Source organism: Leptospira bourretii (genome assembly GCF_004770145.1).
Lineage (GTDB): Bacteria > Spirochaetota > Leptospiria > Leptospirales > Leptospiraceae > Leptospira_A > Leptospira_A bourretii.
The window spans coordinates 337,440-362,840 of sequence record NZ_RQFW01000010.1 but is presented as its reverse complement, the minus strand read 5'-3'; the positions used below and the strand labels follow the sequence as shown (position 1 = coordinate 362,840).

Annotated in this window: 22 protein-coding genes; 5 read left to right on the top strand and 17 right to left on the bottom strand. The window is 40.1% G+C overall.

What is annotated here, in order from left to right; translation table 11 throughout:
- Positions 1 to 23: 23 nt before the first annotated feature.
- Entirely contained in the window at positions 24 to 2,807 is a 2,784-nt protein-coding gene (locus tag EHQ47_RS06640) for a chromosome segregation SMC family protein (protein ID WP_135776814.1), read from the bottom strand.
- Positions 2,808 to 2,886: 79 nt separating this feature from the next.
- Between EHQ47_RS06640 and EHQ47_RS06635 the strand changes: the two genes are divergently transcribed.
- On the top strand, positions 2,887 to 4,818 hold the full coding sequence (locus EHQ47_RS06635) for a motility associated factor glycosyltransferase family protein (RefSeq protein ID WP_135776813.1): 1,932 nt from the start codon (positions 2,887 to 2,889) through the stop codon (positions 4,816 to 4,818).
- On the opposite strand, the gene EHQ47_RS06630 is transcribed toward EHQ47_RS06635, so the two are convergent.
- Genes EHQ47_RS06630 through EHQ47_RS06610 form a run of 5 tightly spaced genes read right to left on the bottom strand, consistent with a single transcriptional unit; the run spans position 4,782 to position 10,878 of the window.
- Entirely contained in the window at positions 4,782 to 5,411 is a 630-nt protein-coding gene (locus tag EHQ47_RS06630; RefSeq protein ID WP_135776812.1) for a hypothetical protein, read from the bottom strand. The genes EHQ47_RS06635 and EHQ47_RS06630 overlap by 37 nt on opposite strands.
- Positions 5,401 to 6,021, bottom strand: a complete 621-nt coding sequence (plsY, locus tag EHQ47_RS06625) for a glycerol-3-phosphate 1-O-acyltransferase PlsY (RefSeq protein WP_135747978.1) — start codon at positions 6,019 to 6,021, stop codon at positions 5,401 to 5,403. Before plsY ends, EHQ47_RS06630 begins: the two co-directional genes overlap by 11 nt.
- On the bottom strand, positions 6,018 to 7,370 hold the full coding sequence (der, locus tag EHQ47_RS06620) for a ribosome biogenesis GTPase Der (protein ID WP_135747977.1): 1,353 nt from the start codon (positions 7,368 to 7,370) through the stop codon (positions 6,018 to 6,020). Before der ends, plsY begins: the two co-directional genes overlap by 4 nt.
- Positions 7,367 to 7,855 (bottom strand): SsrA-binding protein SmpB, encoded by a 489-nt coding sequence (gene smpB, locus EHQ47_RS06615; protein ID WP_002974168.1) that lies wholly within the window; start codon positions 7,853 to 7,855, stop codon positions 7,367 to 7,369. Before smpB ends, der begins: the two co-directional genes overlap by 4 nt.
- A 5-nt stretch (positions 7,856 to 7,860) precedes the next feature.
- On the bottom strand, positions 7,861 to 10,878 hold the full coding sequence (locus tag EHQ47_RS06610; protein WP_135776887.1) for an AAA family ATPase: 3,018 nt from the start codon (positions 10,876 to 10,878) through the stop codon (positions 7,861 to 7,863).
- 81 nt (positions 10,879 to 10,959) lie between these two features.
- Between EHQ47_RS06610 and EHQ47_RS06605 the strand changes: the two genes are divergently transcribed.
- From EHQ47_RS06605 to pdxH, 3 genes are read left to right on the top strand one after another with little or no spacing between them, the layout of a single operon-like run.
- Positions 10,960 to 12,057, top strand: coding sequence for a pyridoxal phosphate-dependent aminotransferase (locus EHQ47_RS06605; protein ID WP_208727399.1), 1,098 nt, complete (start codon positions 10,960 to 10,962; stop codon positions 12,055 to 12,057).
- Positions 12,058 to 12,100: 43 nt separating this feature from the next.
- The gene (locus EHQ47_RS06600) at positions 12,101 to 12,949 is read left to right on the top strand and encodes a prepilin peptidase (protein WP_135776811.1); all 849 of its coding nucleotides are present in this window, start codon (positions 12,101 to 12,103) and stop codon (positions 12,947 to 12,949) included.
- Positions 12,942 to 13,580, top strand: a complete 639-nt coding sequence (gene pdxH, locus EHQ47_RS06595) for a pyridoxamine 5'-phosphate oxidase (protein WP_208727407.1) — start codon at positions 12,942 to 12,944, stop codon at positions 13,578 to 13,580. Before EHQ47_RS06600 ends, pdxH begins: the two co-directional genes overlap by 8 nt.
- Positions 13,581 to 13,738: 158 nt before the next feature.
- Here pdxH and EHQ47_RS06590 read toward each other — a convergent pair whose 3' ends face one another.
- Complete coding sequence (locus EHQ47_RS06590) at positions 13,739 to 14,947, bottom strand: bifunctional 3,4-dihydroxy-2-butanone-4-phosphate synthase/GTP cyclohydrolase II (protein WP_135693030.1); 1,209 nt, start codon at positions 14,945 to 14,947, stop codon at positions 13,739 to 13,741.
- 118 nt (positions 14,948 to 15,065) lie between these two features.
- Here EHQ47_RS06590 and EHQ47_RS06585 point away from each other — a divergent pair, with 118 nt between their 5' ends.
- On the top strand, positions 15,066 to 15,446 hold the full coding sequence (locus EHQ47_RS06585) for an STAS domain-containing protein (RefSeq protein ID WP_135693029.1): 381 nt from the start codon (positions 15,066 to 15,068) through the stop codon (positions 15,444 to 15,446).
- On the opposite strand, the gene EHQ47_RS06580 is transcribed toward EHQ47_RS06585, so the two are convergent.
- From EHQ47_RS06580 to EHQ47_RS06535, 10 genes are read right to left on the bottom strand one after another with little or no spacing between them, the layout of a single operon-like run.
- Positions 15,443 to 16,051, bottom strand: coding sequence for a riboflavin synthase (locus EHQ47_RS06580; RefSeq protein WP_135747974.1), 609 nt, complete (start codon positions 16,049 to 16,051; stop codon positions 15,443 to 15,445). The genes EHQ47_RS06585 and EHQ47_RS06580 overlap by 4 nt on opposite strands.
- Positions 16,052 to 16,054: 3 nt before the next feature.
- On the bottom strand, positions 16,055 to 17,296 hold the full coding sequence (locus EHQ47_RS06575; protein WP_135776810.1) for a dihydrofolate reductase family protein: 1,242 nt from the start codon (positions 17,294 to 17,296) through the stop codon (positions 16,055 to 16,057).
- Positions 17,297 to 17,306: 10 nt separating this feature from the next.
- Positions 17,307 to 18,245 (bottom strand): protein translocase subunit SecF, encoded by a 939-nt coding sequence (secF, locus tag EHQ47_RS06570; RefSeq protein WP_135776809.1) that lies wholly within the window; start codon positions 18,243 to 18,245, stop codon positions 17,307 to 17,309.
- Positions 18,238 to 20,172: a protein translocase subunit SecD gene (gene secD, locus EHQ47_RS06565; protein WP_135776808.1), complete on the bottom strand. Its 1,935-nt coding sequence runs from the start codon at positions 20,170 to 20,172 to the stop codon at positions 18,238 to 18,240. The genes secF and secD overlap by 8 nt, the downstream gene beginning before the upstream one ends.
- 21 nt (positions 20,173 to 20,193) lie before the next feature.
- Positions 20,194 to 20,832 carry an SRP-less Sec system protein gene (locus tag EHQ47_RS06560; RefSeq protein ID WP_135776807.1) on the bottom strand — a complete coding sequence of 213 codons (639 nt, stop codon included), beginning with the start codon at positions 20,830 to 20,832 and terminating at the stop codon, positions 20,194 to 20,196.
- 1 nt (position 20,833) lies between these two features.
- Positions 20,834 to 21,157: a preprotein translocase subunit YajC gene (gene yajC / locus EHQ47_RS06555; protein ID WP_004789187.1), complete on the bottom strand. Its 324-nt coding sequence runs from the start codon at positions 21,155 to 21,157 to the stop codon at positions 20,834 to 20,836.
- Between the two features lie 26 nt (positions 21,158 to 21,183).
- Complete coding sequence (trpD, locus tag EHQ47_RS06550) at positions 21,184 to 22,212, bottom strand: anthranilate phosphoribosyltransferase (protein WP_135776806.1); 1,029 nt, start codon at positions 22,210 to 22,212, stop codon at positions 21,184 to 21,186.
- Positions 22,193 to 22,939 carry a CDP-diacylglycerol--glycerol-3-phosphate 3-phosphatidyltransferase gene (gene pgsA / locus EHQ47_RS06545; protein WP_135776805.1) on the bottom strand — a complete coding sequence of 249 codons (747 nt, stop codon included), beginning with the start codon at positions 22,937 to 22,939 and terminating at the stop codon, positions 22,193 to 22,195. The genes trpD and pgsA overlap by 20 nt, the downstream gene beginning before the upstream one ends.
- The gene (locus EHQ47_RS06540) at positions 22,939 to 24,285 is read right to left on the bottom strand and encodes a MiaB/RimO family radical SAM methylthiotransferase (protein WP_135776804.1); all 1,347 of its coding nucleotides are present in this window, start codon (positions 24,283 to 24,285) and stop codon (positions 22,939 to 22,941) included. Before EHQ47_RS06540 ends, pgsA begins: the two co-directional genes overlap by 1 nt.
- Entirely contained in the window at positions 24,285 to 25,385 is a 1,101-nt protein-coding gene (locus EHQ47_RS06535) for a helix-turn-helix domain-containing protein (RefSeq protein WP_135693020.1), read from the bottom strand. The genes EHQ47_RS06540 and EHQ47_RS06535 overlap by 1 nt, the downstream gene beginning before the upstream one ends.
- Between the last annotated feature and the right edge of the window lie 16 nt (positions 25,386 to 25,401).

Here is a 25,401-nt window from a genome sequence, read left to right as displayed (position 1 = left end):
GGAGAGACACTTAAAGAACCGACCTAGTTGTCGGTTCCTGTCTTTTGCGTGATTTGTTTGGAAAGAGATTTTGCTTCATCCAAACGAAGTGAGAGGATCTTTGAGATTCCTGGTTCTTCGTTGGTAACCCCGAAGATGGCATTGGCTCTAGAGATCGTGGACTGTGCGTGGGAAACCACAATGAACTGTGTTTTGTCTTTGAACCGGTCAAGAATTTGACAGAACCTTAGTTTATTGGCCTCATCCAGTGCTGCATCAATCTCATCTAGAAAACAGAATGGACTTGGTTTGACCATGTAGATGGCAAAAAGAAGTGCAATCGCTGTGAGAGATTTTTCCCCACCAGATAACAATCGTAAGTTTTGAACATGTTTTCCTGGAGGTTCTGCCATAATCTCAACCCCAGAATTAAGAGAGTCCTCTTTTTCCGTAAGTTCGAGAGTCGCCCTTCCCCCATTGAAAAGAGTCGAAAAGGTTTCCTGGAAGTTTTGTTTGATTTTTTCAAACGTTTCTTGGAAAAGTTTTTCCGACTCTTCGTTGATTCGTTTTAAAACTTCTTCGATGTCTTTTTTTGAACTTTCGATATCTATCTTTTGTTTCAAATTGTGTTCGTAGATTTCTTTGATGTTACGATACTCTTCAATCGCAAGTGGGTTGATGGAACCAAGAAGTTGGATCTCGGACTTTGCCGATCTTAATCTTCTTTCCTCTGCCTTTTGGTCCAGTTCCAGACTCCCTCGTTCTGTTTCTAATTCAGAATCGGTGAGGGAATAATCATTGTACAATTCTTCCACAAGGGAATCAATTTGTACTTTCAGTGCAGAACTGGTTCTTTCTTTTTCAGAAAGTAAAGGGAGAAGGTTTTGGAACACTTCTTGGTTTTTTGTGATATTGGATTTGATTCCTGAGATTTCTTCTACAAGAGTTTGTAAGGTTTCCTTTTCGGATTCCAAAATTCGACTCATCGAAAGAAATTCTTGGTAAGATTCTTCGATTTCTTTTTCTAGAACTTCGACTTCTTTCTCCAAACTATCTTTTTTATCGCGAATGACAGACTCTTGTTCCTTGGCCCCTAAAATTCGTTTTTCAATTTCACCAATCCTTTCATCAAGGACAGCAATTTCTTTTTGTTGGTTTTCTAAACGAGAATTGGATTCGAGAAGTTTTTTCTCCAGTTCCACAATTTGGGTTCTTGTTTCTTCCCAATGGCTTCTGTGCAAAATAATATTACTTTGGTGATCCCGAATTCCTCGTGTTAGGTTTTCATTTTCTAAAATTAAATCTTCGATTTCTTGGTCGATGGATTCTTTTTTGGAGAGGATCCCGTCTTTATCAAAAAGTAAGTTTCTAAAATCATCCTCTCTTTTTAAAAAGGAAGTTAATTTTTCGGAATAACGATCGAGTTTGATTTCACGTAAGTCAGAAATCCCATCCTTCAAATTCGATGATCCCAACTGATTTAAAGCCGATTCTAATTTGTTTCGGTAAAGTTCTAAATCAGAAAGAAGATCGGCTTTGTCAGCATTACGAATTTCTTCTCCTTCTCTCGATTCCCTTTTTTTATTTTCTAACTCTTGGATGAGTTCGAAGATAACTGTTTTTTGTTTGTCTCGAAGGGTGATATGGCGTTTTTCATTTTCCTGAATCCTACCTTCTTTTTCTTCAATAGACTTTTCTTCTTCTTTGATAGAAAGTTCTAAGGAAACCCGTTTCGATTCCAAAGTTTGAATCTCATCTTGTAAAGTGGATTGGATCTCTCTTTGGCGTTCGTTTTCCAGTTCTATCGCCCGTTTTTCCACTTCGAGTTTGATTGTGGCTTGGTTTTCTGTTTCCAAAGCCGAAAGGATTTCTCCAATCCGAAGTTCATACTCCAAAATAAAGGTTTTGTTTTTGGCTATTTTTTCTTTTTGGATTTGGCTCTTAGAAAGATGATCAAATAACTTTTTATCGATTTCTGCAATTTCCTTTTCTTTCGCCTCTTTGGTGGTTTCCTTTTCAGAAATCAAATTGGTTTCGTTTTGGATGAGAGATAGAATCGATTTGTTTTTTTCTCGGATCTCAAGTAGTTCTTCATCCGATTTTTTCATTCGACGTTTGAAGTCTCTGAGTTTTAAAAATCTTAGGTTTTTGTCAGACTCATCCAAATCGGATTTGAGTTTGAAATACTGTTCGGCTTTTTCCGATTGTTTTTCTTTGACTTCTAGGTCTTTGACCATAGAGTTCATAATGTCTTGGATGCGCAGTAGGTTTTGGTTGGTATCATCCAACTTCTTTGTGGCTTCTTTCCTATCTAGTTTGAACCGAGAAACACCTGCTGCTTCTTCAAAGATGGCCCTTCTTTCTTCTGGTTTAGAATTGAGGATTTGGTCCACTCGACCTTGTTCTAAAATACTATAACTAGATTTACCAATTCCTGTATCGAGAAGGGTTTTTTCGATATCCTTTCTTGTGGTTCTGATATCATTGAGGTAATATTCGTTTTCCCCATCAGGGTACAAACGACGAGTGATTTTTACTGATGGAAAATCAATGTTGAAAAAATGGTCATCGTTATCAAAGAGAATGGAAACTTCGGAAAATCCTGCCGCTCGCCTACTCTCTGTTCCGTGGAAGATGACATCGTCCATCTTTTCCCCACGGAGTCCCTTGGCACTTTTTTCTCCAAAGACCCATTTGACTGAATCGACGATATTTGATTTCCCCGAACCATTCGGCCCGACGACAGCAGTAAAACCGGGATCAAACGTAATCTCCGTCTCATCTGCAAATGTTTTAAATCCAACAATACTTAGGCTCTTTAAGTGCATATATGTTTCGCCGTTCGATTCCTTAAGTTTCCCAGTTGACACCGCTTGGGAGACATAAGAAAAAACCTTAGATAGTATTATGTCCCAAATTATCGATCCGATTTCCAGTGAAATTTTTGAAAGAAAGCCTTACTTGCAAAATTATTTCAGAAACTTCTCATCCGAGAACCTTTGGGAATTGGGATCAGCCAAGAAACCAGGGGAATATTATGTCTCATTAAATGGGGAACCACTATCCTCTTCCTTCTCCCCCCTAACACAAGCCATTCGACTTTTAGATTCTTATTCCTTACGAGCAACCGATATTGTGATTTTGTTTGGACTTGGAAATCCCCACCTCATCCAAAAGATCAGTGAAACTTTGACCCCAGGCCAAATCCTCATTCTCATCGGAGATGATGAAACGTTAATCCCTGTTATTTGGGAAAAAATTTTAATCCCTGTTTTACAAGTCCCAGGTAGGCATCTGTTTTCAGGAGATGCATTTTTTCCCTTGTTTTTTAACTATTTGGAGTCCCTACCCATTGAACGAGTGAGTGGACTGAAGGTCATTCGTAACCCAACCGATACCAATAGAAACCCAGTCTTTCGCGAATTAGAAGAAAAAACCCAAACCGTGTTTTCTGCAAAGATGAGTGACCTACTCACCAAGTTTGAATTTGAAAGGTTATGGATTAAAAACTCTATTTGGAATTTGGTACATGTAGGAAAAGAAACACCTCTTCGTCATCCCATCTCTTCTTTAAAGGATAAATTCAAAGGTCTTACCGCCGTACTCGTGTCAGCTGGTCCTAGTTTACGAAAAAATCTCCCTTGGTTACAATCTGTCAGAGACAAAGTATTTGTTTTATCTTGCGATACTTCTCTAAAAGTTCTTATCAAAGCAGGAATCGAAGCAGACGGGGTTGTCACACTGGATGCTCAAACCAACTCCTTTTTTCATTTTATGGGAGAGTCGCTGACCAGGATTCCCCTCTTTGCGGATCTTGTCAGTTCTCCTACACTTCTCAGGGAACCTATGTTTCATTCTGTTGTACATTCTGTGACCGCTAAATACCAAGTGGATGCGGAAGGTTCACTGGTTCGGGAAGTCACTGCGGGAGGAGAACTCGCCGAACAGGTATTTCGTGAAGTGGGAGATATCCAATCCGGGGGATCTGTGGCTACCACTGCCTTTGATATGTTGCGCTTTATGGGATTTACCTCTGTGTATTTTCTTGGCCAAGACTTGGCCTATTCTGGAAGAGAGATCCATTCCACGGGAACTCATCATAATGAAAAATGGCTCACATTAATTGGTCGAAAGAATAGTTTAGAGCGGATCAATGAAGTCATCATTCGGAAAAGGGAAACTCGTTTTGTTCCAAGAGCTGGGGGAAAAGGATCTGTCCTTACCGATTATGTTTTGGATTTGTACAGACACTGGTTTGAAGAGTCAGCAAGTTCAGTCAGTGAAATGCAACTTTTCAACGTAAACGAAGATGGGGCAGAAATAACGGGAATCCAAACCCTTTCTCCTGAAAAAGCCAAGGAGAATTTAATTGGGACTCCAAACCATAACTACCCTTGGAGAGAACTTTCCATTTGGAAATTAGATTCTATGAAGGAAAGTGGAATCGAAAAAACAATCGTAAACCAATCGCCACCGTCCAAGGCAAAAAAGGAAAATACAAAAAGACAAATAGAAGTTACGTCTTACTTACTCCCAAATGGTTCAGAAAACCTATACAGAAGGATCCAAAAAGATTTAGAATTTATGGAAGATGGTTTGGAAAAGTTTGAAGAAAAAATACCAACCCAAATCTTTCAAGAATCGGACATTTGGATTTGGATGCGGGAACAGTCTTATTTAAGAAGGATGGTGCGGAAAACGGAAATCTATATTTTACGTCACAAGGATTTGGAACTGTTACGCAAAAACCAACTCATGATCCAATCTATCAAAAAAGAAATCCGATATTTAAAACGAAGTCTTTATCCAATGATGGATTCATTTCCAGAAAAAGGATGAAAAACAGAATTGTCTTCAAACTCAGGAAAATAATCAAAAAATAATTTTTGCGATACCACGCGGTAAGCACATGGATTTTTATCCGCATAACCTTCTGTATATGGAAGTGCTGGCAATTGGTGGAAATTGATTCTTTCTTCAAAGTTGATAAAATCACGACGGCCCAGTTCAGGTCGTAACTCTAAAACGGTTTCTTTCAGCAGATTCCAGTCCAATTTAAAACTCATCCTAGCCCCGCGAAACGCTGGGGACCTTTCGAGTAAATTCACCAAACGTTTTACTGGACAATCCATATGATAGTATTTGGTTACATAAACTTTGACAAACCTTGCCGCAAGTCCCATCGGCTCCCAAATGAGCTCCGATTCCCTAGTTTCCGATTCTTCTTTTTTAATTTCACTGAGAACGATGTGTAACTCAGGAATGGATTGTCTACCTGTCATAATCAAGGAAGACTCTTCCATTCCAAACTCTCCATAATACAACCATTTGTAGAAGTCCTGGATTTCTGCTTCCGGATGGTCTTCTACAAACTTAGTCAGAAGAAAAAGTTTTTCTTTGTTAGTGAGAATCGATTCGCGTTCAGTTTGCATTCTGTGTTGCTCGAAGTTCTTTGCCTAACACCAAACGTTTGATGTTTTCTCTATGGGAATAGGAAATGAGGAAAAAAGTAGCAACTAACACAAAAAAGATGACTGGTTGGTATTCGGAATCAGGAATGAGTTTTGTGGTTCCAAAATACCAAATGGGCATGGAAAGAGTAGCCAAGATGGACCCTAGAGAAACAAATCCAGAAATTTTATAGACAATAAAAAAGATCACAACTGCACAAACTGTAACAATGGGAACAAGGGTCATATACACCCCAAGAGCCGTGGCTACCCCTTTTCCTCCTTTGAAATGGAGAAAAGGAGTGAATGTATGGCCAAGGATGGCAACAGATCCAAGTAAAATTTCTGTGGTTGTGAGTGAATAAGGAGACTCGATATAGGATGCGGCAACGACAGGAATGGCACCTTTCAGGGCATCCAAAAAGAGGGCGATGATTCCATACTTCCAGCCAATGACCCGGCCGACGTTGGTGGCACCGATGTTACGGCTACCGTGTTCGCGGATGTCAATCCCCCGCACTTGTTTGGCCAGGAGAAACCCGACCGGAATGCCACCCAAAAGGTAGCTCAATAGGACTGCGGCAAGTATCATTCCTTGCCCTCCTTACCCTCGTTTCTATTCCGAAGTTCGATCTCAACGGCTAGGCCATCCAGTCCGAACTCCGCTACTATACTCTTTCGGTAAAAGCTTAGAATATTTGACGGAAAGAGTTTCGTATCGTTAACAAAGAAAAGTATTTTAAAAGGAATCTGGGACACTTGCGTGGCGTAATACACCTTCGGAGGTCGATTGGATGCCTTCTGCACCTTATTTTTGCCCCCCCACTTGCTTAACCAGTCATTTAGGGCACGGGTGGTCAGCTTTTTCTGGGACTTTTCATAGAGAGCAATCACCGATTCTAGGAGTTTATGGGTGCGGAGTTTTTCCTTGGCAGAGAGGGAAATGAGAGGGCGTTCCTTCAAAATGGAAAGTTTGGCCTCCATCCGGTCTTTGTAGTGTTTCCAAGAATTGGATTCTTTTTCTGGAACCAGATCCCATTTGTTCACAGCCACAATCATCGGTTTTCCGAGTTCTTGGATTTCACCAAAGATCTTTTTATCAAATTCACCGAGCCCCTTCATGGCATCCACAAGGAGGACTACCACATCGGCTTCTCCCAAACTATGAAGGGTACGTTTATAAGAATAGAATTCCAAACTTTCCCCTGTTTTGGATTTTCTTCGAATCCCGGCAGTATCAATGATTTCTAATTTTTGGTTTTGAAAATAAAACTGATCCGAAACTGAATCCCTTGTGGTTCCTGGGACATCACTCACAACGGCCCTTTTGTAACCGAGAAAGGTATTCAGAAGTGACGACTTACCCGAGTTAGGTTTCCCAATGATGGCAATTTTACAATACGGGTCTTCCGGCATTTTGATTTTGTCTGGAAGAAAAAAATTAATCTTTTGATACAGGAGATCAAAATTCCTTCGACCCAGGGCCGAGATCGGAAGAAGTTCGTTGAGTCCCAGTTTGTAAAATGGTTCCAGATCATATTCGTCTTGTTCGGTATCCACTTTATTGATAAGAGTTAAAACCATCTTATCTTTTAGAATTTCGTCTTTTTTAAATAATTCGATGAGTCTGTGATCATATTTACGTAAGTCTTTATGATCGATCACATGGAGGATAAGATCCGAATTTCGCAAATGTTCAAAAGCAATTTCAATGATTTCCTTCGAGATTTCGTCGATATTTTCAATATCAAGACCAGGTGTATCGGACAAAGTGAACGGAATTTTAAATTCTGATCTTTCGACAGTCTTTTGTAAAACGTCCCGAGTCACACCGGCAGTATTTTCTGTGATGGCACTTTGTGCGCGGAGAATGGCGTTGAATAGTGTGGATTTACCCACATTTTGTCTACCAACAATGGTGACCACTGGAAGTCCTTTCATTTGCGTAGGTGTTCCTTCATGGCTCTTTCCATATCGATTTTGGCTTCCTTTTTTTGAATGTCGTCACGTTTGTCGTAAAGTTTTTTTGGTTTGGCTAATGCGACATCTATCTTCACCAAACGGTTGTTTTTAAAGAAACAACGAGTGGCAACAAGAACAAGTCCCTTCTCTTTGATGGACCTATCAATTTTTTCAATTTCTTTTGCTTTTAAGAGGAGTTTGCGAGGCCGAATTTCAGGATGGTTCGCATAACCCCCGTTTTTGTAAGGTGGGATTTGAAAGTTTTCTAAAAACACTTCCCCGTTTCTCACTTTGGCAAAACAATCGGTAAGATTTCCCTTTTTTTCTCGAAGGGATTTTACCTCAGACCCTGTGAGTACAACACCAGCCTCGAACGAATCTAATAGTTCGAAATTGAACTTTGCCTTTTTATTGATTAAAGGATCGGTCCCGCGAGGTTTGTCGTCTTTTTTGGTTTTTCCCATAGTCATTATTGCCTAAGCGAATGGTGAATTTGCACGAGTCGTGCAATTTCTGCCCCAATCAAATTCGGCATAGAGTAAAAGTTGTCTGCCGTAATCTGCAGGGAGTCGTGGAACACATGTTCCGCAATGTAGCGAGACCCAAGTCCCACCCCTAAAAATACATAATTTTTCTCCTGGTTTTTCAGTACAGCTTCTTTCAACTTTCTCGTATCAAAAGACGCCAGTTCATCTTCGATATAAGTTTTGGCCCTTTGGCCTCGGAAGTCAGAAAGGATCACAATGATCTTGGTTTGGGCATCAGGCGAAAAAAACCGCTCCGAATTGGAGAGAACTTGGTATTCAGGAATGCTGTCCCCGTGCCAATTTTTACAAAGAGCTGTGAAAACCTCTTCCTCTTTGTCCGCAGTGTAGTCTTCTTCCGCTGACTTTAAGTTAAAAATATCCACAGTGTCTTTGGAGTTTTTGATATCACAAAAAGTATGAACACTCGTTTTGATATCATGTTCGTTTAAGATATGCAAACTCACAAGAAGAGCTGAAAGCATCGCGATCGAATATTCAAAGTTAAAGATCCTGCGGCATTTGGAAACAAGGAAGGTAACTTCTACACCTTTGAGTTTTTCATCATTCTTTTCAATTGTGGTTTTATCGAAGATTTTTGTATCTCCCCTTCCACTTTTGTACGAAATGTATTTCCTTGCATCCACCCTGGAACCTTCGTTTTTGTACATCCGGTGGATGTCAATTTCTGGATCAAAGAGTTGTTCTAAATTGAGTTCTACTTCTTCCAGTTCTTTTCCGAACACAGATTTAAATTCTTCAAGACCTACCATAATGGAATAATCCCAAAGAAGACGGCGTTTCTTTAAAAATTGTTTATAGAGTTCGTCGGTGCGGTAACCCCAAGCACCACCTCCCCCTTGTGGTTCTCCTTGGCCTTGGTTCCCTTGCGTATCTTGCCCATACCAAGCATCGGGACCTTCTTTGGTTCCGCCACCAGTTTCTGGAGTATTGATCTCAATCCCCCTTTTGGTTTCGGCTCCAGAGTTGAGTTTTTTAGCAACGCCTGTTAGTGGGTCCCGTTTGTGGAGTTCCGGATCCCACCAATTTTTACGATTTAGTCCAGACTCAACGGTAAACGTTTTTTTTTTCTCTTCGATTTCCTCGAAGAGTGTTGAGACGACTTCCACACCGGAAAGAAATCCTTCAAGGAGGCGTTCGAGTTCCTTTCTTTCTTTTGGATCCGCAATTTGGTTCGTATAATAAATCTTTCCACCACGAATGGCAATGTCTTTTACATCTGTTTGGTTGTGGCGATAGATATGGTTTTTCCATTTTAAAAGATTTGCGATTCCAAATCGGTAAGGCATTAGATTTGCCGATCCAATGGTGCGTTTTTCTGCCAATTCCTTGGCTTTGAGATGAAAACGTGCCAAGGAACGAGGAAGAACCCCTTCTGGTAGATAGAATTCTAAAATCTCTTCTAGAACTTTAACATCTTCTAGTTCAGGAAAAAGAATAGGAGTGAAGCGGTTACGAAAGGCACGAGAAATTGTTGTTACTGATTTAGAAGCACGAAATGACTTCATTCCAAACACGATGGATTTTTCTGTGAGTTGGATGGGAAGGTATTCCCCGGACTCTGGTGGCAAAGTTAGGGAACGCGCATCGTCAGTTAACATATTCATCTTTTCAACGAGCTCCGCACCGGCAGATTCAAGTCCTGAGATGAGAATGATATGACCTTTCCGAATAGAACGTGTTAGGGGACCATCTACCCAAGTCACACTTTCAATATTTCCCTCTTCGGTTGGTTTTAAAGCGCCCACAACATCAGAGGTATGCATTCCCTTCGATAACATAACAGACTCAAGTTCAATTCCTGTAAGTTCCGTAAAGAGTGGCAAAAATTCTTGAGGGTCCTGGTCTTCTCTATATTCAATTAAAATGTTTTCTTTGGCTTGGATGGCAGTGAATACTTGGTCGAGAAATTGTAAGATGGGTTCTGGTGTTGGGTAAGTCGATAGAAGAGAGATTGTCTTTTTTTCGTCCCAGGTTTTTATTTCTTTGTCATTCCAAAAGATGGTAGAACTTTGTACATAACCTTTGGTCGGAACAAGTTTCACTGATCCACCAAACTCCGATTCAATGAGTTCTCTTTGTTTGGCTTTATCTTCTTTTTTGCGGAACGGTTCTTCAAATAAGTAGAGTGCTTCTCTTGCCGCGACTGTTTTGTCTTTGGCACCGAATAAAACCAAACGGTTACAATACTTTTGTAAAGTTCGTAAGTTGAAATGGTATTTTTCTAAATCACCTTTTCCAATTTCCCCTGCTTTGATCCGAGCTTCTGATTCCAAACTAATCCGAATGATTTGTTTTAAAACATCTTCTCCAAGCATGGGATAGAGTTTTTTTAAGATAAAAAACATTTCGTCTGGCGAATACGGATCTACATACACTACGGCAAAATGTTTGGTGATATCAAAAGGAAGGGGTTTTCTTCCTTCAAATCCTTCACTGGGGTTTTGGGTTCCGATAAACCAAAATCCTGTTTTTCCATTCACCCTTTCCCCACTTCCTTCCAAAAGATCCAAGTAGTTCGATTCATAAACAGAAGAAAAACGTTTGATGATGTTTGGTGCACAAAGGTTCATCTCATCAGCGACAAAACTAAGTCCTTCTGACAAAGCATTGGTGAGAGGGCCGTTCGACCAAGTGAATCCTTTTCCATCCAGAAGGATGCGGTAAGATCCAATTAAGTCTTCAGGAAGTGTGTCTTCATTGAAACTAAATCGAAGGGTGGGTTGTTTGCGTAGAGAGTTAATATAATAGATAAGTGCGTTTTTTCCAACACCCGCATCACCGACAAGAAGGACGGGAATCCCTTCGAGCATGGGGTATAGAATTTTTTGTAAGGTTTGTTTGACCGAGTCAGTTTCGACAAGGCTAGAGGGGAAAACGGGAAACTTCTCTGAGTGCGGGAGGACCGGCACTTTCACATCAGCGATGGTAACAAATTCCATATCCTTCAGATTTCTATCCATTTCCTAGGTGTAAACCAAATTCTATTGACCCGTACCTCCCCAAAAAACCATGATGATTTCATGGATTTCGCAAATAGAATGTATGGGATTGATTCCTCCCCCATCCGCAAGGCTTTCGAGCTCGCACGGACTATCCAAAACCCGATCAATTTGAGTATCGGCCAACCACATTTCCCTTGCCCACCTAACATCATTGAGGCCTTAACAAAAGCGGCACGTGATGGAAAAACTTCTTATACCCTAACCGGCGGGATTCCTGAATTAAAATCGGCAATGGCTGAGAAATACAGAACCCAAAACAAAATTTCTTATGCCCATGAAGACAGAATCCTTGTTACCTCGGGAATCTCTTCTGCCTTATTTTTATTATTCAATGCACTCGTGAACGAAGGTGACGAATGTTTGGTCATCTCCCCTTACTTTTTAATGTATCCGGCGATGTTAAAATTTTATGGTGGGAAAGTAGTTCCACTAAAGGAAAGTTTTAAACCAGCAGACTTAGAATCTTTAAAATCTAGAAAATTCAAACTAATCATTTTTTCAAACCCATCGAACCCAACAGGAAAGGTTCTTTCCAAAGAACAACTAAGAGCCCTTGCCAATTTAGCGGAAAGCACAGGTGCTTATCTCATCAGTGATGAAATTTATGAACTCTTTGATTATGATAATGAGTTTTTTTCGATTGGCTCTGAGTATGAAAAAACAATCACTCTTACTGGTTTTTCCAAAACCTATAATATGACCGGGCTTAGGCTTGCCACCATCCTTGCCGAAGACAAAGTTATCAAAGCTCTCACCACCTTACAGCAGTATACTGTTGTTTGTACCCCTTCCATTACCCAATGGGCAGGAATCGAAGCACTCAAAACAGATATGACGGCTTATATCCAAGACTATAAAGAAAAACGTGACTTTGTTTATGATTCTTTGAAAGATTACTACCCGATCCAAAAATCCGGTGGTGCTTTTTATTCCTTTTTCCAAGTCCCAGTGACAGATGAAGAATTCATCCAAAGGGCTGTCAAAAAAGATCTGATCCTTGTTCCTGGATTTATCTTTTGTGACCAAAAGAATTTTGTAAGACTTTCCTTTGCCACCGAATGGGATACTTTGAAACGAGGGATGAAGGCCTTACAGGAACTTTCTAAGGAAAGTTAAACTCCGTCCTTCAGATTAAACGAAAGGAAATACATTGGATTTTATGGAAGAATCGATTTGGTTATCACTTTGGACCCTCTCGACCTATGGAATCCTATTTTTTTTTGGCGGGGCCTTAGCTAGTTTTTATACAACCCTTGGGGAACGAATCTTACTTTATTGTTATGGCAAAAAAAGAAAGGAAGCAAAGGGCTTTCAACGTTGGAAAATCATTTTTTCCAAACCAAGTCACTGTCCGTCTTGCGGGCATTTGGTGACAAAAACTAATCTCATCCCTATTTTCGGTTGGTTTTTGACAAAAGGAAAATGTAAGTCTTGCGAAACAGAACTACCCAAACTCTACCCTCTTTCTGAATTTCTTTTTGGTCTCATGGCGATCTTTGTGTATTTTGTTTCGGAAGATATCTTTGGTGCCCTCTTCCTCCTTTTTTTGTTTGGGCACTTACTTATCTCCATGATGACAGATGTCGCCAAATTTTCTCTGGATTACGAAAACCTTCCCTTCGTCATAGGTTTTGGTTTTCTTTCCAACTATTTCTTGTTTGGTGAATCATTCAACTTAGAAACCTTATGGGTGTTTTTAGGATTTCTATCCTTTTACTTAATCATTTACCTTCTATTTCGTGGGGGTACTGGCCTGGGTGATGTGCTTTTTTCCCCCATTTTTGCTGCCATTGCCGGAAATCCCTTTTGGATTTTATACTTTAATTCAGCATACCTACTAGCTGTAGGTTTTAGTTTTCTTTTACGAAAAAAAGGAGATTCTTTAAAGGGAAAAAAAATTCCTATGGGTCTTTATTTTTCCCTCGGATTATTTTTAACTTATTTTGCAAAGTTACTAGTCCACTACTACAACTGGGAGGGATTTCCGATCTATGGAACCATTGAATGAATTACCACATATGAGAAAACTCTACACTCGCTCTGTTCTTTCGGAAGAAACTGCGGGTTCTGATCCCTTAAAATTATTTAGTCTTTGGTTTTCGGAAGCAAAAGAAGAAGGAGAAGCCGAACCCAATGCTATGAGCCTGGCCACGGTAGACAAAACAGGCCAACCATCGGTGCGGATTGTTTTACTCAAAGGCCTGATCCGTGACGAGTTCCAGTTTTTTACCAATTATGATTCCGATAAAGGTAGAGACATTGCCGACAATCACTTCGTGGCTCTTAATTTCTTTTGGCCGAAACTGGAAAGACAAATCCGTATTGAGGGAAAAGCAAGCCGCATTGCAAAAGAAGAATCAGAAACTTATTTTGCAGTCAGGCCCAGAGAATCGCAAATCGGAGCGCACACATCAAATCAAAGTTCGGTGGTGCCATCCCGTGAATTTTTAGAAGAAAAATTTGCCAAACTTACCAAAGAGTGGGAAGGAAAAGAAATTCCGAAACCAGAAAATTGGGGTGGGTATTCGGTATCTCCTACCAAAATCGAATTTTGGCAAGGAAGGGTCGGAAGGTTACATGATAGGATATCTTTCGAAAGATTAGAATCGGGTTGGAAACGATCGAGACTATCTCCTTAACGTTGGATAAGGAAATAGGAATACTTATTTGCCAATAAGGGAAAAGTTTTTGTTCTTAGTCTAAAACGACTAAAGAAGAAACTATTTTTTTACAACCATCGCCATTATGGATTTTTAATGGTGATGGCCGATTCAAAGCCCTTGGATCTAATTCAATTTCAACCGTGGAGATTGAGTAAATGTCCTAACTTTGTTTTTTTTGTCTGCAGGTAACGAGTGTTTTCTTCCACGGGATCAATCTCAATCGGAACTCTTTCCGTTACGTGCAGATTGTAACCCTCAAGGCCCACAATCTTACGTGGGTTATTGGTGATGAGTTTCATTTGTTTCACCCCAATATCTCGTAAAATCTGCGCCCCAATTCCGTATTCACGTAAGTCAGGTGCAAATCCCAATTTTTCATTGGCTTCCACTGTATCAAGCCCACCCTCTTGTAAAGAATAGGCTTTGAGTTTATTGATGATTCCAATCCCACGCCCTTCTTGGCGCATATAAAGTAGAACTCCCGTACCTTCTTTTTCAATCATACGAAGGGCATTATGGAGTTGAGGTCCGCAGTCGCAGCGTTGGGATGAAAAAATATCTCCCGTCAAACATTCACTATGAACGCGCACGAGCACCGGTTTTTTGGGATCAATTTCCCCTTTCACCAATGCCATATGAATTTTATCATCAATTTGAGTGGAATAAGCTTTGATTTTAAAATCACCAAACTCCGTTGGTAAACTCGCTTCTACTTCCAAATGGATTAATTTTTCTTTATGCCTTCTGTAACGAATTAAATCTTCGATTGTATAAATATTAAGGCCATGAGTTTTTGCAAATTTTTCCAAATCTGGAATTCTTGCCATCGATCCATCATCATTCATAATCTCACAAATGACACCACTTGGGTAAAGACCAGCTAACTTTGCTAAGTCGACTGCTGCTTCCGTATGGCCGGCCCTTCGTAAAACTCCACCCGTCACCGCTTGTAAAGGAAACATATGACCAGGGCGCATCAAATCTTCTGATTTTGTTTTGGGATCAAGGAGTGCTTCCACCGTTTTGGCTCTGTCAGGTGCCGAGATACCAGTTGTTGTTCCATGTTTGGCGTCCACAGAAACAGTAAAGGCTGTTCCGTGTTTATCTCCCAAGGAAAGATCATCCACCATCTTTCCGAGACCAAGTGTTTGTAATCTTTCTCTTTCCATCGGGACACAAATGAGTCCGCGACCGTGAGTTGCCATAAAGTTGATTTTGTCTTTGTCTGCAAATTGGGAAGCACAGACCAAATCTCCTTCGTTTTCTCTGTCTTCAGAGTCGACGAGAATGATCATTTTGCCTTGGCGGATTTCTTCGATTGCTTCTTCGATCGGACGTATCATGGGGAAAGGCCTCTATATACTAAAACTCTGAAAGCCGTTCCGAATTAAAGAAGATTCCCAAAGAAAGTCATTGATTTTTCCCCTTTCTTTTGTCTAAATATTCCGGATCGGAGGCCAAGTGGAACTGAAACTAAACGCAACAGGAAAGATCAAAACCATTGAAATTGCTGGAAAATTCGATATAGAATCTACGGAGGAATTTGAGTCGATCTTTGCAAAACTCATTGAACCAAACCCAAGTATTGTTTCCATCGATATGAGCCGCCTCGACTATATCGATTCCTCTGGAATTGGTTCCCTGATCAAAAGTCTCAATTCACTCAAAAACAAAAAAGGCAAACTCATCCTTGTCGGAATGAAACCGATGATCATGAACGTATTCAAATTAGCAAAATTAGATATGTTTTTTGAAATTATGAACGAAATGGATTTTCGAGCCAAATACATTTCCGATGACGATACCGATTCCGAAATCGACGATCTATTGAAACGAAACTAAGATCCAGACCTTTGTTCCAAATAGTTTTCAATGTATTTTGCTAGTACATCCACTTCTACATTCAACTTTTGGTCTTTTTTCCAAGTGTTTGCATTGGTTTTTTCCATTGTCTCTGGAATGAGGATGAGTTGGATGTTTCCATCTTTCACATCTACCACAGTAAGGCTGATTCCATCCAAGGTCACAGATCCTTTTTTGACAAAATAACGTTGTAGATCTTTGGGAATCTCTACCCAAAACTCTTCCACTTCCGCTTCAATTTGTTTTCGGGTGATTACTTTTGCCATTCCATCCACATGGCCTTGGACCATATGACCACCAAACCTTTGTCCCAGTGCCATCGCTCGTTCCAAATTGACTGGCGAACCCTCCCCTAACCTAGACAAGTTGGTAAGCTCAAGTGATTTAAATGATGCATAAAATTTAAATAAATTGCCCAAGTCACTAAACTCGGTGACCGTCATACAAGCACCATTGATGGCAATGGAATCTCCTATTTTTAAATCAGGGTTTTCCCATTCAGTTTCAATTGTGAATTGAATTCCCGAATCAATTGGTTCGATTTTGATTACTTTTCCGAGGGTTTCAACAAGACCGGTAAACATAAATTAGATGCTCCTTTGTGGTTTTCTGATAAATATACGGTTTGATCCGACTTGGTATTCAGAAATCAGTGGTTCATTATGATAGACAAAAGGAATTCCATTTGGAATGGATTTTTTTTCATTTCGAATCTCCAAAACCCGATCTTCCTCTGAAAGTTCATTTTGTAGAAAGTTTGGGAAAAAACTACCGGCTTCACATAACAAAGTATTGATACCGAGTTCTCCAAGAATTTCTAAAAACTTATCACCTTCATCGTAATAAATCAAAATTCCTTCATAAGGAGAAAGGATTTTGATTTGTTCTTCTAATTCTTTTGCAATAGGTTTTGAATCGTCCTCTGTTAGAATAAAAAAAATACATTTTTTGACTCCAAACTTTTCGGTCAGTTCCCTTTGTTTTGCAAAAAAAGTCTCAGAAGGTAGCCTGTTCTCATCCAAACAAAAGATACGAAATGGTTGGTAAACTTCTTCCTCTAGACGATGTAACTTTTCCGAATCTTTTGTGTATGATAATAAGGAAGAGATGAGTCCAGCACCGGCTTCAAAAAAAGGTTCTAATTCTGTAACCCGGATTCCTGGTTTTTGCGTAAGAACCATTTCTTCTGTAATTCGAAAATGAAGTGATGGAGAATCAACAAAAACGGTTCCGGGACCCACTGCAATTGCATCCATTTTGGCGCGGAAAACTTGTAAATAAAGATCCATCTCTTCTGAACTCACACGTTCCTTTCTTTTTTCTTTTGAAGCATAATTTCCTTCGATCGATGTGGCCGCTTTGATCCAAACCCAAGGGCGCCCTGTTTTGATTCGATGTAAAAAACCCTGTAAAAAAGGAAGGGATACTTTTGCAAGCATGGGATCTAGAGTTACAGAAATGCCTGACTCTGCATATTTTTCCCAATCTCCAGAAGACACTAAGGGATTGGGATCCTTCCATCCGAGTTTAATTTCTTTCGGTTTTTTTTCGATCACCAAATCTCGACAAGGTGGTGTTTTTCCAAAATGTGTACAGGGTTCTAAACTAACGGAAAGAACTTGGTTTTCACTTACATGCGGATAACGAGAATATAGTTCCCTCTCCGCATGGTTACCGCCAAATTTTTGAGTATGTGCACTGGCAAGAATGGAACCTGTTTCATCCGTTAAGACGGCAGAGACAGGAGGATTGGCTCCGGTTTTTCCCATTGCCAAAAACCCAAGTAGGGAATGCAGAGAATAAGTTTCCTTCCGTTTCTCTGCATCCATAGAATCTTTGTTATGCGAATCGTTTTTTCCTGAGTTGGTCGTAGATCTCAGAAATAGGCGCTGCAATATAGATAGAAGAATAGGTTCCGACAATCACACCAAAAAGAAGAACAAAAGCAAAATCATACAATTCCACTGCCCCACCCACAATGATCGCCACAACAGAAATCATAGTTGTAAAGGAAGTATTGATGGTTCTACCCAAGGTTTGTGTGATCGAAACATTGATGATATTGGAAAGTGCTAAGTTGTCTTTACCATGTGCATTCTCTCTAATCCGGTCAAATACCACAATTTTATCGTTAATGGAATAACCAAGGAGAGTAAGAAGTGCCGCAATGATAGGAACACTTGGTTTGATTTGTAAAAATCCAATAAGTGCCAAAGTCATAAGAATATCATGAACAAGTGCAATGGAAGAAGCCAAAGCAAACTTAAACTGAGAACGAATACTCAAATACAAAAGAATGATGGCAAGTGTTGTGAGAAGGAGTGTGATTCCCACTTCTGTCAACTCACCACCAACAACCGCACCGACTTGGTCTGCCGAAAGAACTTTTTCTTTAGGGAGTTTGTATTCGTATCTTAGAAGTTGCACAAAACGATCAATTGCAGAAGTAGAAGACTCTCGATTTGCTTCTGGAATTTCTTTGTACAAAGTTTCAATGGTATCAAGTGATCCAAGCCCGATGTCCAATTGGTAAATATTCTTTTCTTTTTCCAAAAGGATTACAACGGCTTCAATGTTTTTGGATTGGAAATATCCATCCAGATCACTTCGAGATTTGTCAGCCGGAAGTTCCACGACAGTACGAAGACCACCGTTAAAATCAAGTGAGTGAGCAAACCCACCATACTTTCCAAAGGTGACCGCAAACCCAAAAACAATCGCTAAAAACGAAAAACTAAGAGTGAAGTATTTATACTTTGTGAAATTGATATTACGCATTTGTAGTCTCCTTTTTTCCAAAGAAGAAAGGTCTTAAATTTAAATGATGAACACCGATTCGGTTCACAGTTAGCTCCATAAATAATCTGGAGAGGAAAAGAGAGGTGAATAAAGTTGTGACAATCCCCCAACAAAGAGTGATCGCAAAACCTTTGATTGGTCCGTTACCAAGTCGAATCATTAAAATCCCCGCAATCAGTGTAGTTACGTTCGCATCCATAATGGTCCAAAATGCGTTTTCAAAACCACGTGTGACTGCAATCGAAAGTGCCCTACCCTCTTCTATCTCTTCTCTGATCCTTTCATAAATGATTACGTTCGCATCCACGGCCATACCTGCCGTCAAAATGATCCCTGCAATACCAGGAAGAGTCAAAGTAAAGTCCATCAGAGTGAGAAGTGCTGCAAGAATAATCAAGTTCACAAGAAGTGACAAGTCTGCAATAAATCCACCTAACCTATAATAGAAGATCATATAAACCATTACTAGGAAAAATCCTATAGCAACGGCTTTTACACCCACTTCGATGGATTCAATTCCAAGAGTTGGTCCAATGAATCGCATCTCCAAAACAGAAAGTGGAATGGGAAGTGCTCCTTCCGAAATTACGTTGGCTAATCGAATGGCTTCTTGTTCCGAAAAACTTCCAGAAATTTCTGCCCGACCACCAGCGATAGGGTCATTGATGACTGGATTGGAGATCACTTTATCTCCCCAAACAATTGCTAAGTTACGTCCACGGTTTTGTGAAGTAAGATCAAAAAACTTTTCAGCTCCGTTGGGAGTGAGAGTAAAACTAACCATCCATCCATAAGAGTTTGAGTTATACGATGGTTGGGCATTGGTCATATCATTGCCAGACAAAGCAATTTTACGCTCCAAAACCACAAAACTTCGAGGTAAAAGTGCAGACTTTGCTGCATTTCCACGTGCCCACATTGCATATACTTTAAAGTCTTTCGGGATATTGTATTTTTTTTCTAGACCTTCTAAAAACTCATCTTGGGCTTTTTTTCCCGCTTTGTTTTTTACAAGTTCTTGGAATAAGAAAATATCAGTGTTTTCTCTTTTTCCTAAATCCATCATACGACGTTCATTGTCTGCAATTTGGCTTTTATATAGGAAAGGAGTTGGTTCTTCCAAACGATATTCTACCGTTTCAGTGTTTTGTAGAATTTCTAAAATGGCTGCAGAATTGGATACACCTGGAAGAGAAACTTCAATTGCATCTTGTTCTTTTTGGATACGAACTTGTGGCTCTGTTAGGTTTTGAGTCGTCAGACGATTGTCAATGATCATCTTCGCTTTTTCTAATTCTACAATTTTACGCATGGGAGAAAGATCAAAACTAGATTCAATTTCAGCAAGTCTTGACTTTGCTTTTTCTTTATCCTCTGGTTTTGTCGCCGGGTTACTGAGTGTTAGGTTCAGTTCCGTTAATTCTTTTGCGTAAAGGTCTTTGAGTTTAGAAGTATAATCATCAAAGTCACCTTTGAGGACCACTCTCATCCCTCCCTGTAAATCAAGACCCAACTTAATGGATAAAGATTTACCACCACGAATTGTTTCTTCAATCCATGTAGGTTCTAGTTTGTTTTTGGATTCACTGACAAGCGATTGATTTTCTTGGGAGATTTGGTTGATCTTTGCAGAAGTAATGAATCGTCCTTTGACTGTATAAAAAGGATTTTCTTTAGGAGGAAGGGCGCCTTGTGGTTCAATGGTCCAACCAGAAGTTTTGCCATAATCTTTTGCCCAACGATCAAAAAGTGCATTTACCAATTCTTTTTGATTTGCCTCAGGAAGAGAGTAAACATCTTCTCTCACAACAATCTTTAACGTACGATCGGCGAAGTTCGGATACAAAATGGTAAAGGAAACCGCCAGAATCAAAAAAGGAAGAATCAATAGTCGATACGATTGCAAGTTAGTTTGCTCCTAAAATTATTATCTTCTATAAGAACGACTGCTAGATCCCGGGCGAGCGGATCTAAGTCTATAAAACGCAAAGAGAATGATAATCCCAAGGATCATCATTGCTTTTTTATATTTAGCAAAAAAATCAGAGAAATTAAAAAGAGATTTTCCAGTTTCTTTGTTGGAAGAGAGGTTTGTTTCAACACTTCCACTTTCTGTTTTTCCCATTTTTAAATCCGAAGCAAAACCAGGAAGTCCAGTTGGTTCCACGGAAACATTCGAATCCATCCACATACCGTTACTCACCACTTCCTCTTCTTCCACCACAACGAGTGGTTTGTCTAAGCCAGAAAGGGATTTATCTGTTACAGGAACAGTTGTATTCGAATTAGGATTGGAAACTAAGTTTGTATTTTGAGGAAGAGTCTCCCCAGTGAGTTGGTTTTGTTTGGATTTCTTTTTCGATTTCTTCTTTTTACCAGTAGCGGTTCCGGTTGTAGTCACAACATTTGTTTGTTTTTTGGTTGTGGTTACATTGGTTTCTTCTTTGGGTTTGGTGGTTGTCGATTTAGGTTTATCATTTACCTTATCTAAAAAATCCAAACCCTCCTGTGCGAGGAGGGAAGCCGAAAAACAAAGTGTTACGGTAATTAAGAAGAGTTTCTTCATCTTAGGCTTTCTTCTTCAGAATAGCGCTAGTTTCAAAAGTTACGTTTGTGTTCGCAGCAACACTGAGAACGACTGTTTCGTTATTGTCTTTGAACTCTACGATCTTTCCATGAAGGCCACTATTTGTGACTACGTTGTCCCCTTTTTGAAGGTTCGTGATCATCTCTTTTCTTTTTTTCTCTTCTTTTTTGTTTGGAAGAATCACAAGAAAGTACATAGCAACTAACATGATCGGAATGATGATGAGTGACTGGAGAGACGACTTTGCACCTTCTTCTTGGGCAAGGATGAGGATTTCTGGTGTTAAAAAGTTAAAATTGAGCATAGCTATTTATCCAATGTTTACAGGCCTTATCTTAAATTCAATGTTTCACGAACGAATCGGAGAACTTTTTTCTCAAGGAGTGCCGCTTTGGCAGTTTCGTATCCTGTTCGTATATCCTTTGTGGCTCCTAGCAAAAACATAGCGACGCCCGCATTGAGAGCCACCATAGAAGTGCCCCCGGTGGATTCGCTTGGATCCAGAACCGCCCGAAATAAGGACTCTGCCCCCTCTTTCGAAGAAGAGAACACCGTATTTCTGTCCAATTCCTTGGAATTTAGGCCAAGTTCTTTCGGGTCAAAGGAGAGTTCCATGGTATCCTTTCCATCAAAATAGGCAAAATCCGTTTCTTCAAAGATGGAAAATTCATCCAGTCCATCTCGTGAATGGCAGACAATGGCCCGTTTGGAGCCAAGCCTTCCTAAAATTTCCGCCATCGGCAAACAAAGAGATTTATCGTAAACCCCGACCATTTGGTGAGATGGGGCGAAAGGATTGGAAAGAGGTCCAATCAAATTGAAAAAAGTGCGAAAACCCAAGGCAGTACGAACAGGACCTGCGTATTTCATGGCTGGGTGCCATGCGGGAGCAAACAAAAATACAAATCCTGTGCGTAAGAATTCTGATTCAGAATCTGCTGTGGATTGGTCTAGTTTGTATCCCAGTCCCGATAAAATATCAGAACTTCCGGAAAGAGAGGAAACCGAACGATTCCCGTGTTTGGCAACTTTGAATCCAAGGCTTGCTAGAGTGAGAGCCGAAAGAGTCGAAACATTCAAAGTTCCCTTTCCATCTCCCCCTGTCCCACAAGTATCCAAAAAATCAAAATCAAACTTTTTTGAAGGTTTGATGGCATGGTTACGCATCGCCCGAACAAATCCGTACAGTTCGTCCGTTGTTTCTCCCTTCATTTTCATGGCAGTGAGAAAAGAAGCAAGGACTGGCTCTGGAACTTTTCCGTCCATGACCTCACTTAAAAAAAGTTCGGCATGGTCATCCACAAGGTGGTGTCCAGAAACAACTTGTCCGAGTATTTCTTTAACTGTTGGCGCGGTCATAAAAAATCCTTTTAAGGTTTGCGAAAGTTAACAACTGATAATTGGTCACAATATAACGAAGCCCAGAAATGACAGTGATGAATGTTGTGAATAACATTCCAAAATAAGGAACAAAAGATGCAATGGAATCAAAGAAGTCTGTAAAACTCAAAGACTCTGTGGTTTTGGCCAAGGTATAAAACTCATTTGCATGTTGTGATGCCACTTCAAAGGTGGAATACCCAGAAAGTTTTCCCATTGCATAAGTTTCGTTGATCATAGCCCTTCTTTTTCCAGAGATGAGCATAAACACAACAAGGATCATTAAGATGGCTCCCATCTGAAAGGCAGTTTTTACTTTTCCCATCATGGTAGTGCGTAGGCTTTGGCCGGAACGAACGGCAATGTAACGTAAAAAAGTAATGAGCATATCACGCCCAATGATAAGCACCACCATCCAAACCTCAATGGGTTCGTGGATGAATAAAAAAGTAACAAAACATCCAATGACTAAAAACTTATCAGCGAGGGGATCGAGAAATTTTCCAAACTCGGTTTGTTGGTTCCACTTACGAGCTAAATACCCATCGACAAGATCCGTGAGAGAGGCAAGAGCAAAGAGGACAAAGGCAAAAATTTGGTATTCCCATTCCTTTTGGAACAGGGCAAAAATAAAAAAAGGAAGTGCAAGCACCCGAAGAACAGTTAGCAGGTTCGGGATATTCGCAATGGTTTTCCAATCTTCCACTAAACCACCCAAGTCCCCGACATATCGAGTTCATAAAAAGAGTCCACTCTTACCTGACCAAACTGGCCAACCTTCAGACCTTCTTCTTCTACATAAACCACTTCATCAATTTCTGGTGCATCTTGGAAACGGCGGACAATAGCCCCCTTCTCCAAAACTTCATCCACAACGGCCGGGTATAATTTTCCAATTCGATTTTGGTGGATGGATTTTAAAGTCCCAAGATAGGCATCCCGCACAAGATTCACACGGCGAGCAATCTCTTTGTCTTTGAGTTGCCCATCCATTGTTGCACCTTTCGTTCCTTCTTGTGGAGAATAAGGAAATAAATTTACCTTTTCTGGTTTTACATCTTCCACAAACCGAATGATTTCTTCTACGTCTTCCATCGTTTCCCCAGGGAAACCCAAAATAAAGGAAGTTCGAATTTCCAAATCGGACCTTAGGTCCCTTGCCTTTTGGAAAAGAGATTTGAAATAAGAATATTCACCCGTGCGGTTCATAGATTTTAAAACGGATTTGGAAACATGTTGCAAAGGGCTTTCCAAATACGGGGCAATTTTAGGAATTTCACCGTAAAGATCGAGTAACTTTTCTGTTTTTTTATCCGGATACAAATAAAGGAGACGAAGAAGTTCCACACCATCCACATCCGCAACAGAACGAACCAAATCCAGAAGTTTGTCCGTATCCTTTCCATAAAACACAGTATCTTGGGAAACAAGACAGATCTCTTTGGATCCCGCTTTTACTGCTAGTTTCGTTTGCGATAATACATCAGTAATATCTGTATCACGATACTTTCCACGTAAGTTGGGAATGATACAGAAGTGACAACCACGGTTGCAACCATCAGAAATTTTTACATAAGAGTATGGTTTGGAATAGTTTTCAATTCCCTTACTTGTGGTGAGTCTTTCCAGTAAGTCTTCGTTGAATTCGGAAAGGTCTTTAAAATCTAGGGGAAAACTTTTCCTTAGGATCTCACCGGCTTTGTCATATTTTCCCGTTCCAAAATGTAGGTCCACTTCCGGAAGGTCGTCGGAAATTTCTTTTCCTGCCCGTTCAGCAAAACAACCAACAACAACTAACTTTTGTTTACTTTTCTTTTTGATGTCAATGGAATCCAAGATGGTTTGGATGGTTTCTTTGGTGGCATCTTGGATAAAGGTACAAGTATTCACCAAGTGGAAGTCACTGGCTTCGGGGCCAGCCGCAGGAAGGAGACCTTCTTTCAAAAGCGACTGGTGCATGGCCATCGAATCGACGGTATTTTTAGGACAACCGAGAGTCGTGATAAAAAACGACTTCGGTGTCTCTTCCGTTTTTTCTTTTAGCTTTGGCATTACTCGCCTAACTCTCCAATGATGGACTGAGTGGAATCATAAGGATTTGGTTTGCGAATGAAGATTTTTTTGACGAGTTTTCCAGGTTTTCCAAGGACCGAACGTTCTTTTCCGTTTTGGACCATTTCCACGGCACCACCGTCACCCACTTTGATTTCCAGGCGATCACGAGCTTCAAGGTGTTTCACTTCCCCGGCAGAAACAAGTCCTCTTTCCCCCATTTGACCATCTAACACAAATTCTACGTAACTTGGTTTCGAGAAAAATAAAGTGACTTGGATGGGAACATCACCCACTGGAGATTTTACAGCAGCCCCTTCTCTTTCTTCTTTCAGTGTCACAAGAACTTTGGCCGATTTTTCAGTCACAGCTTGGGTGACTACACGGATATCACGACGAAGAGAAGACAATTCCTCGATGCGATAGGAAAGGATGGTTTCCTCTCCTTCTGCTGTTTGGAAAAAATATACATTTTTTTCAGGGAAAATATTAAATCCAAGGTTTGCTTTCCCATTGGAAACACCTTTGATAAACATCTTACATTGTTGGTTGTTCACACTGAAACTCACACCACGGTCTTCTGTTAATATAAAAGGTACACTGGCGTTCTCAGGAACACTTTGAGAAACAAAATTGATTCCAGAAGGAATGTCTGAACTTGCTACTGTCTCGACGGTCGAACCAACTTCTGCGGTTTCTTCATCCATTGATCCAGAATTGGAATCTTCAAAACTAATATAGATGATATAAGCCGAGATCACAAAAAGAAAAATGGAAACAAGGCTAATGATTTTATTTCGATCTAAGTTTAAAGGTGTAGTCGTCGGTCTTGTGAGTTCTTCCAAAGGAGCTTGAGATTCTTCAATTTGTTCCCCACGATAAAGGTTGAGTAACATAGCAGCATCTAACTTTAGATAACTTGCATAGTTTTTTAAAAACCCTAGAGCAAAGGTCTCTGCTGGAAATTGAGAATAATCTTCTGTTTCCAAAGCAATGATGTATTTGGCTGCGATATTTGTTTCTTTCGCTACATCTTTGACAGATAGTTTTTTATCTTCTCTTGCTTCTCGAATGATTTGACCGACTCGTTTAGTGTTCAAAATGATATCCTCTTTA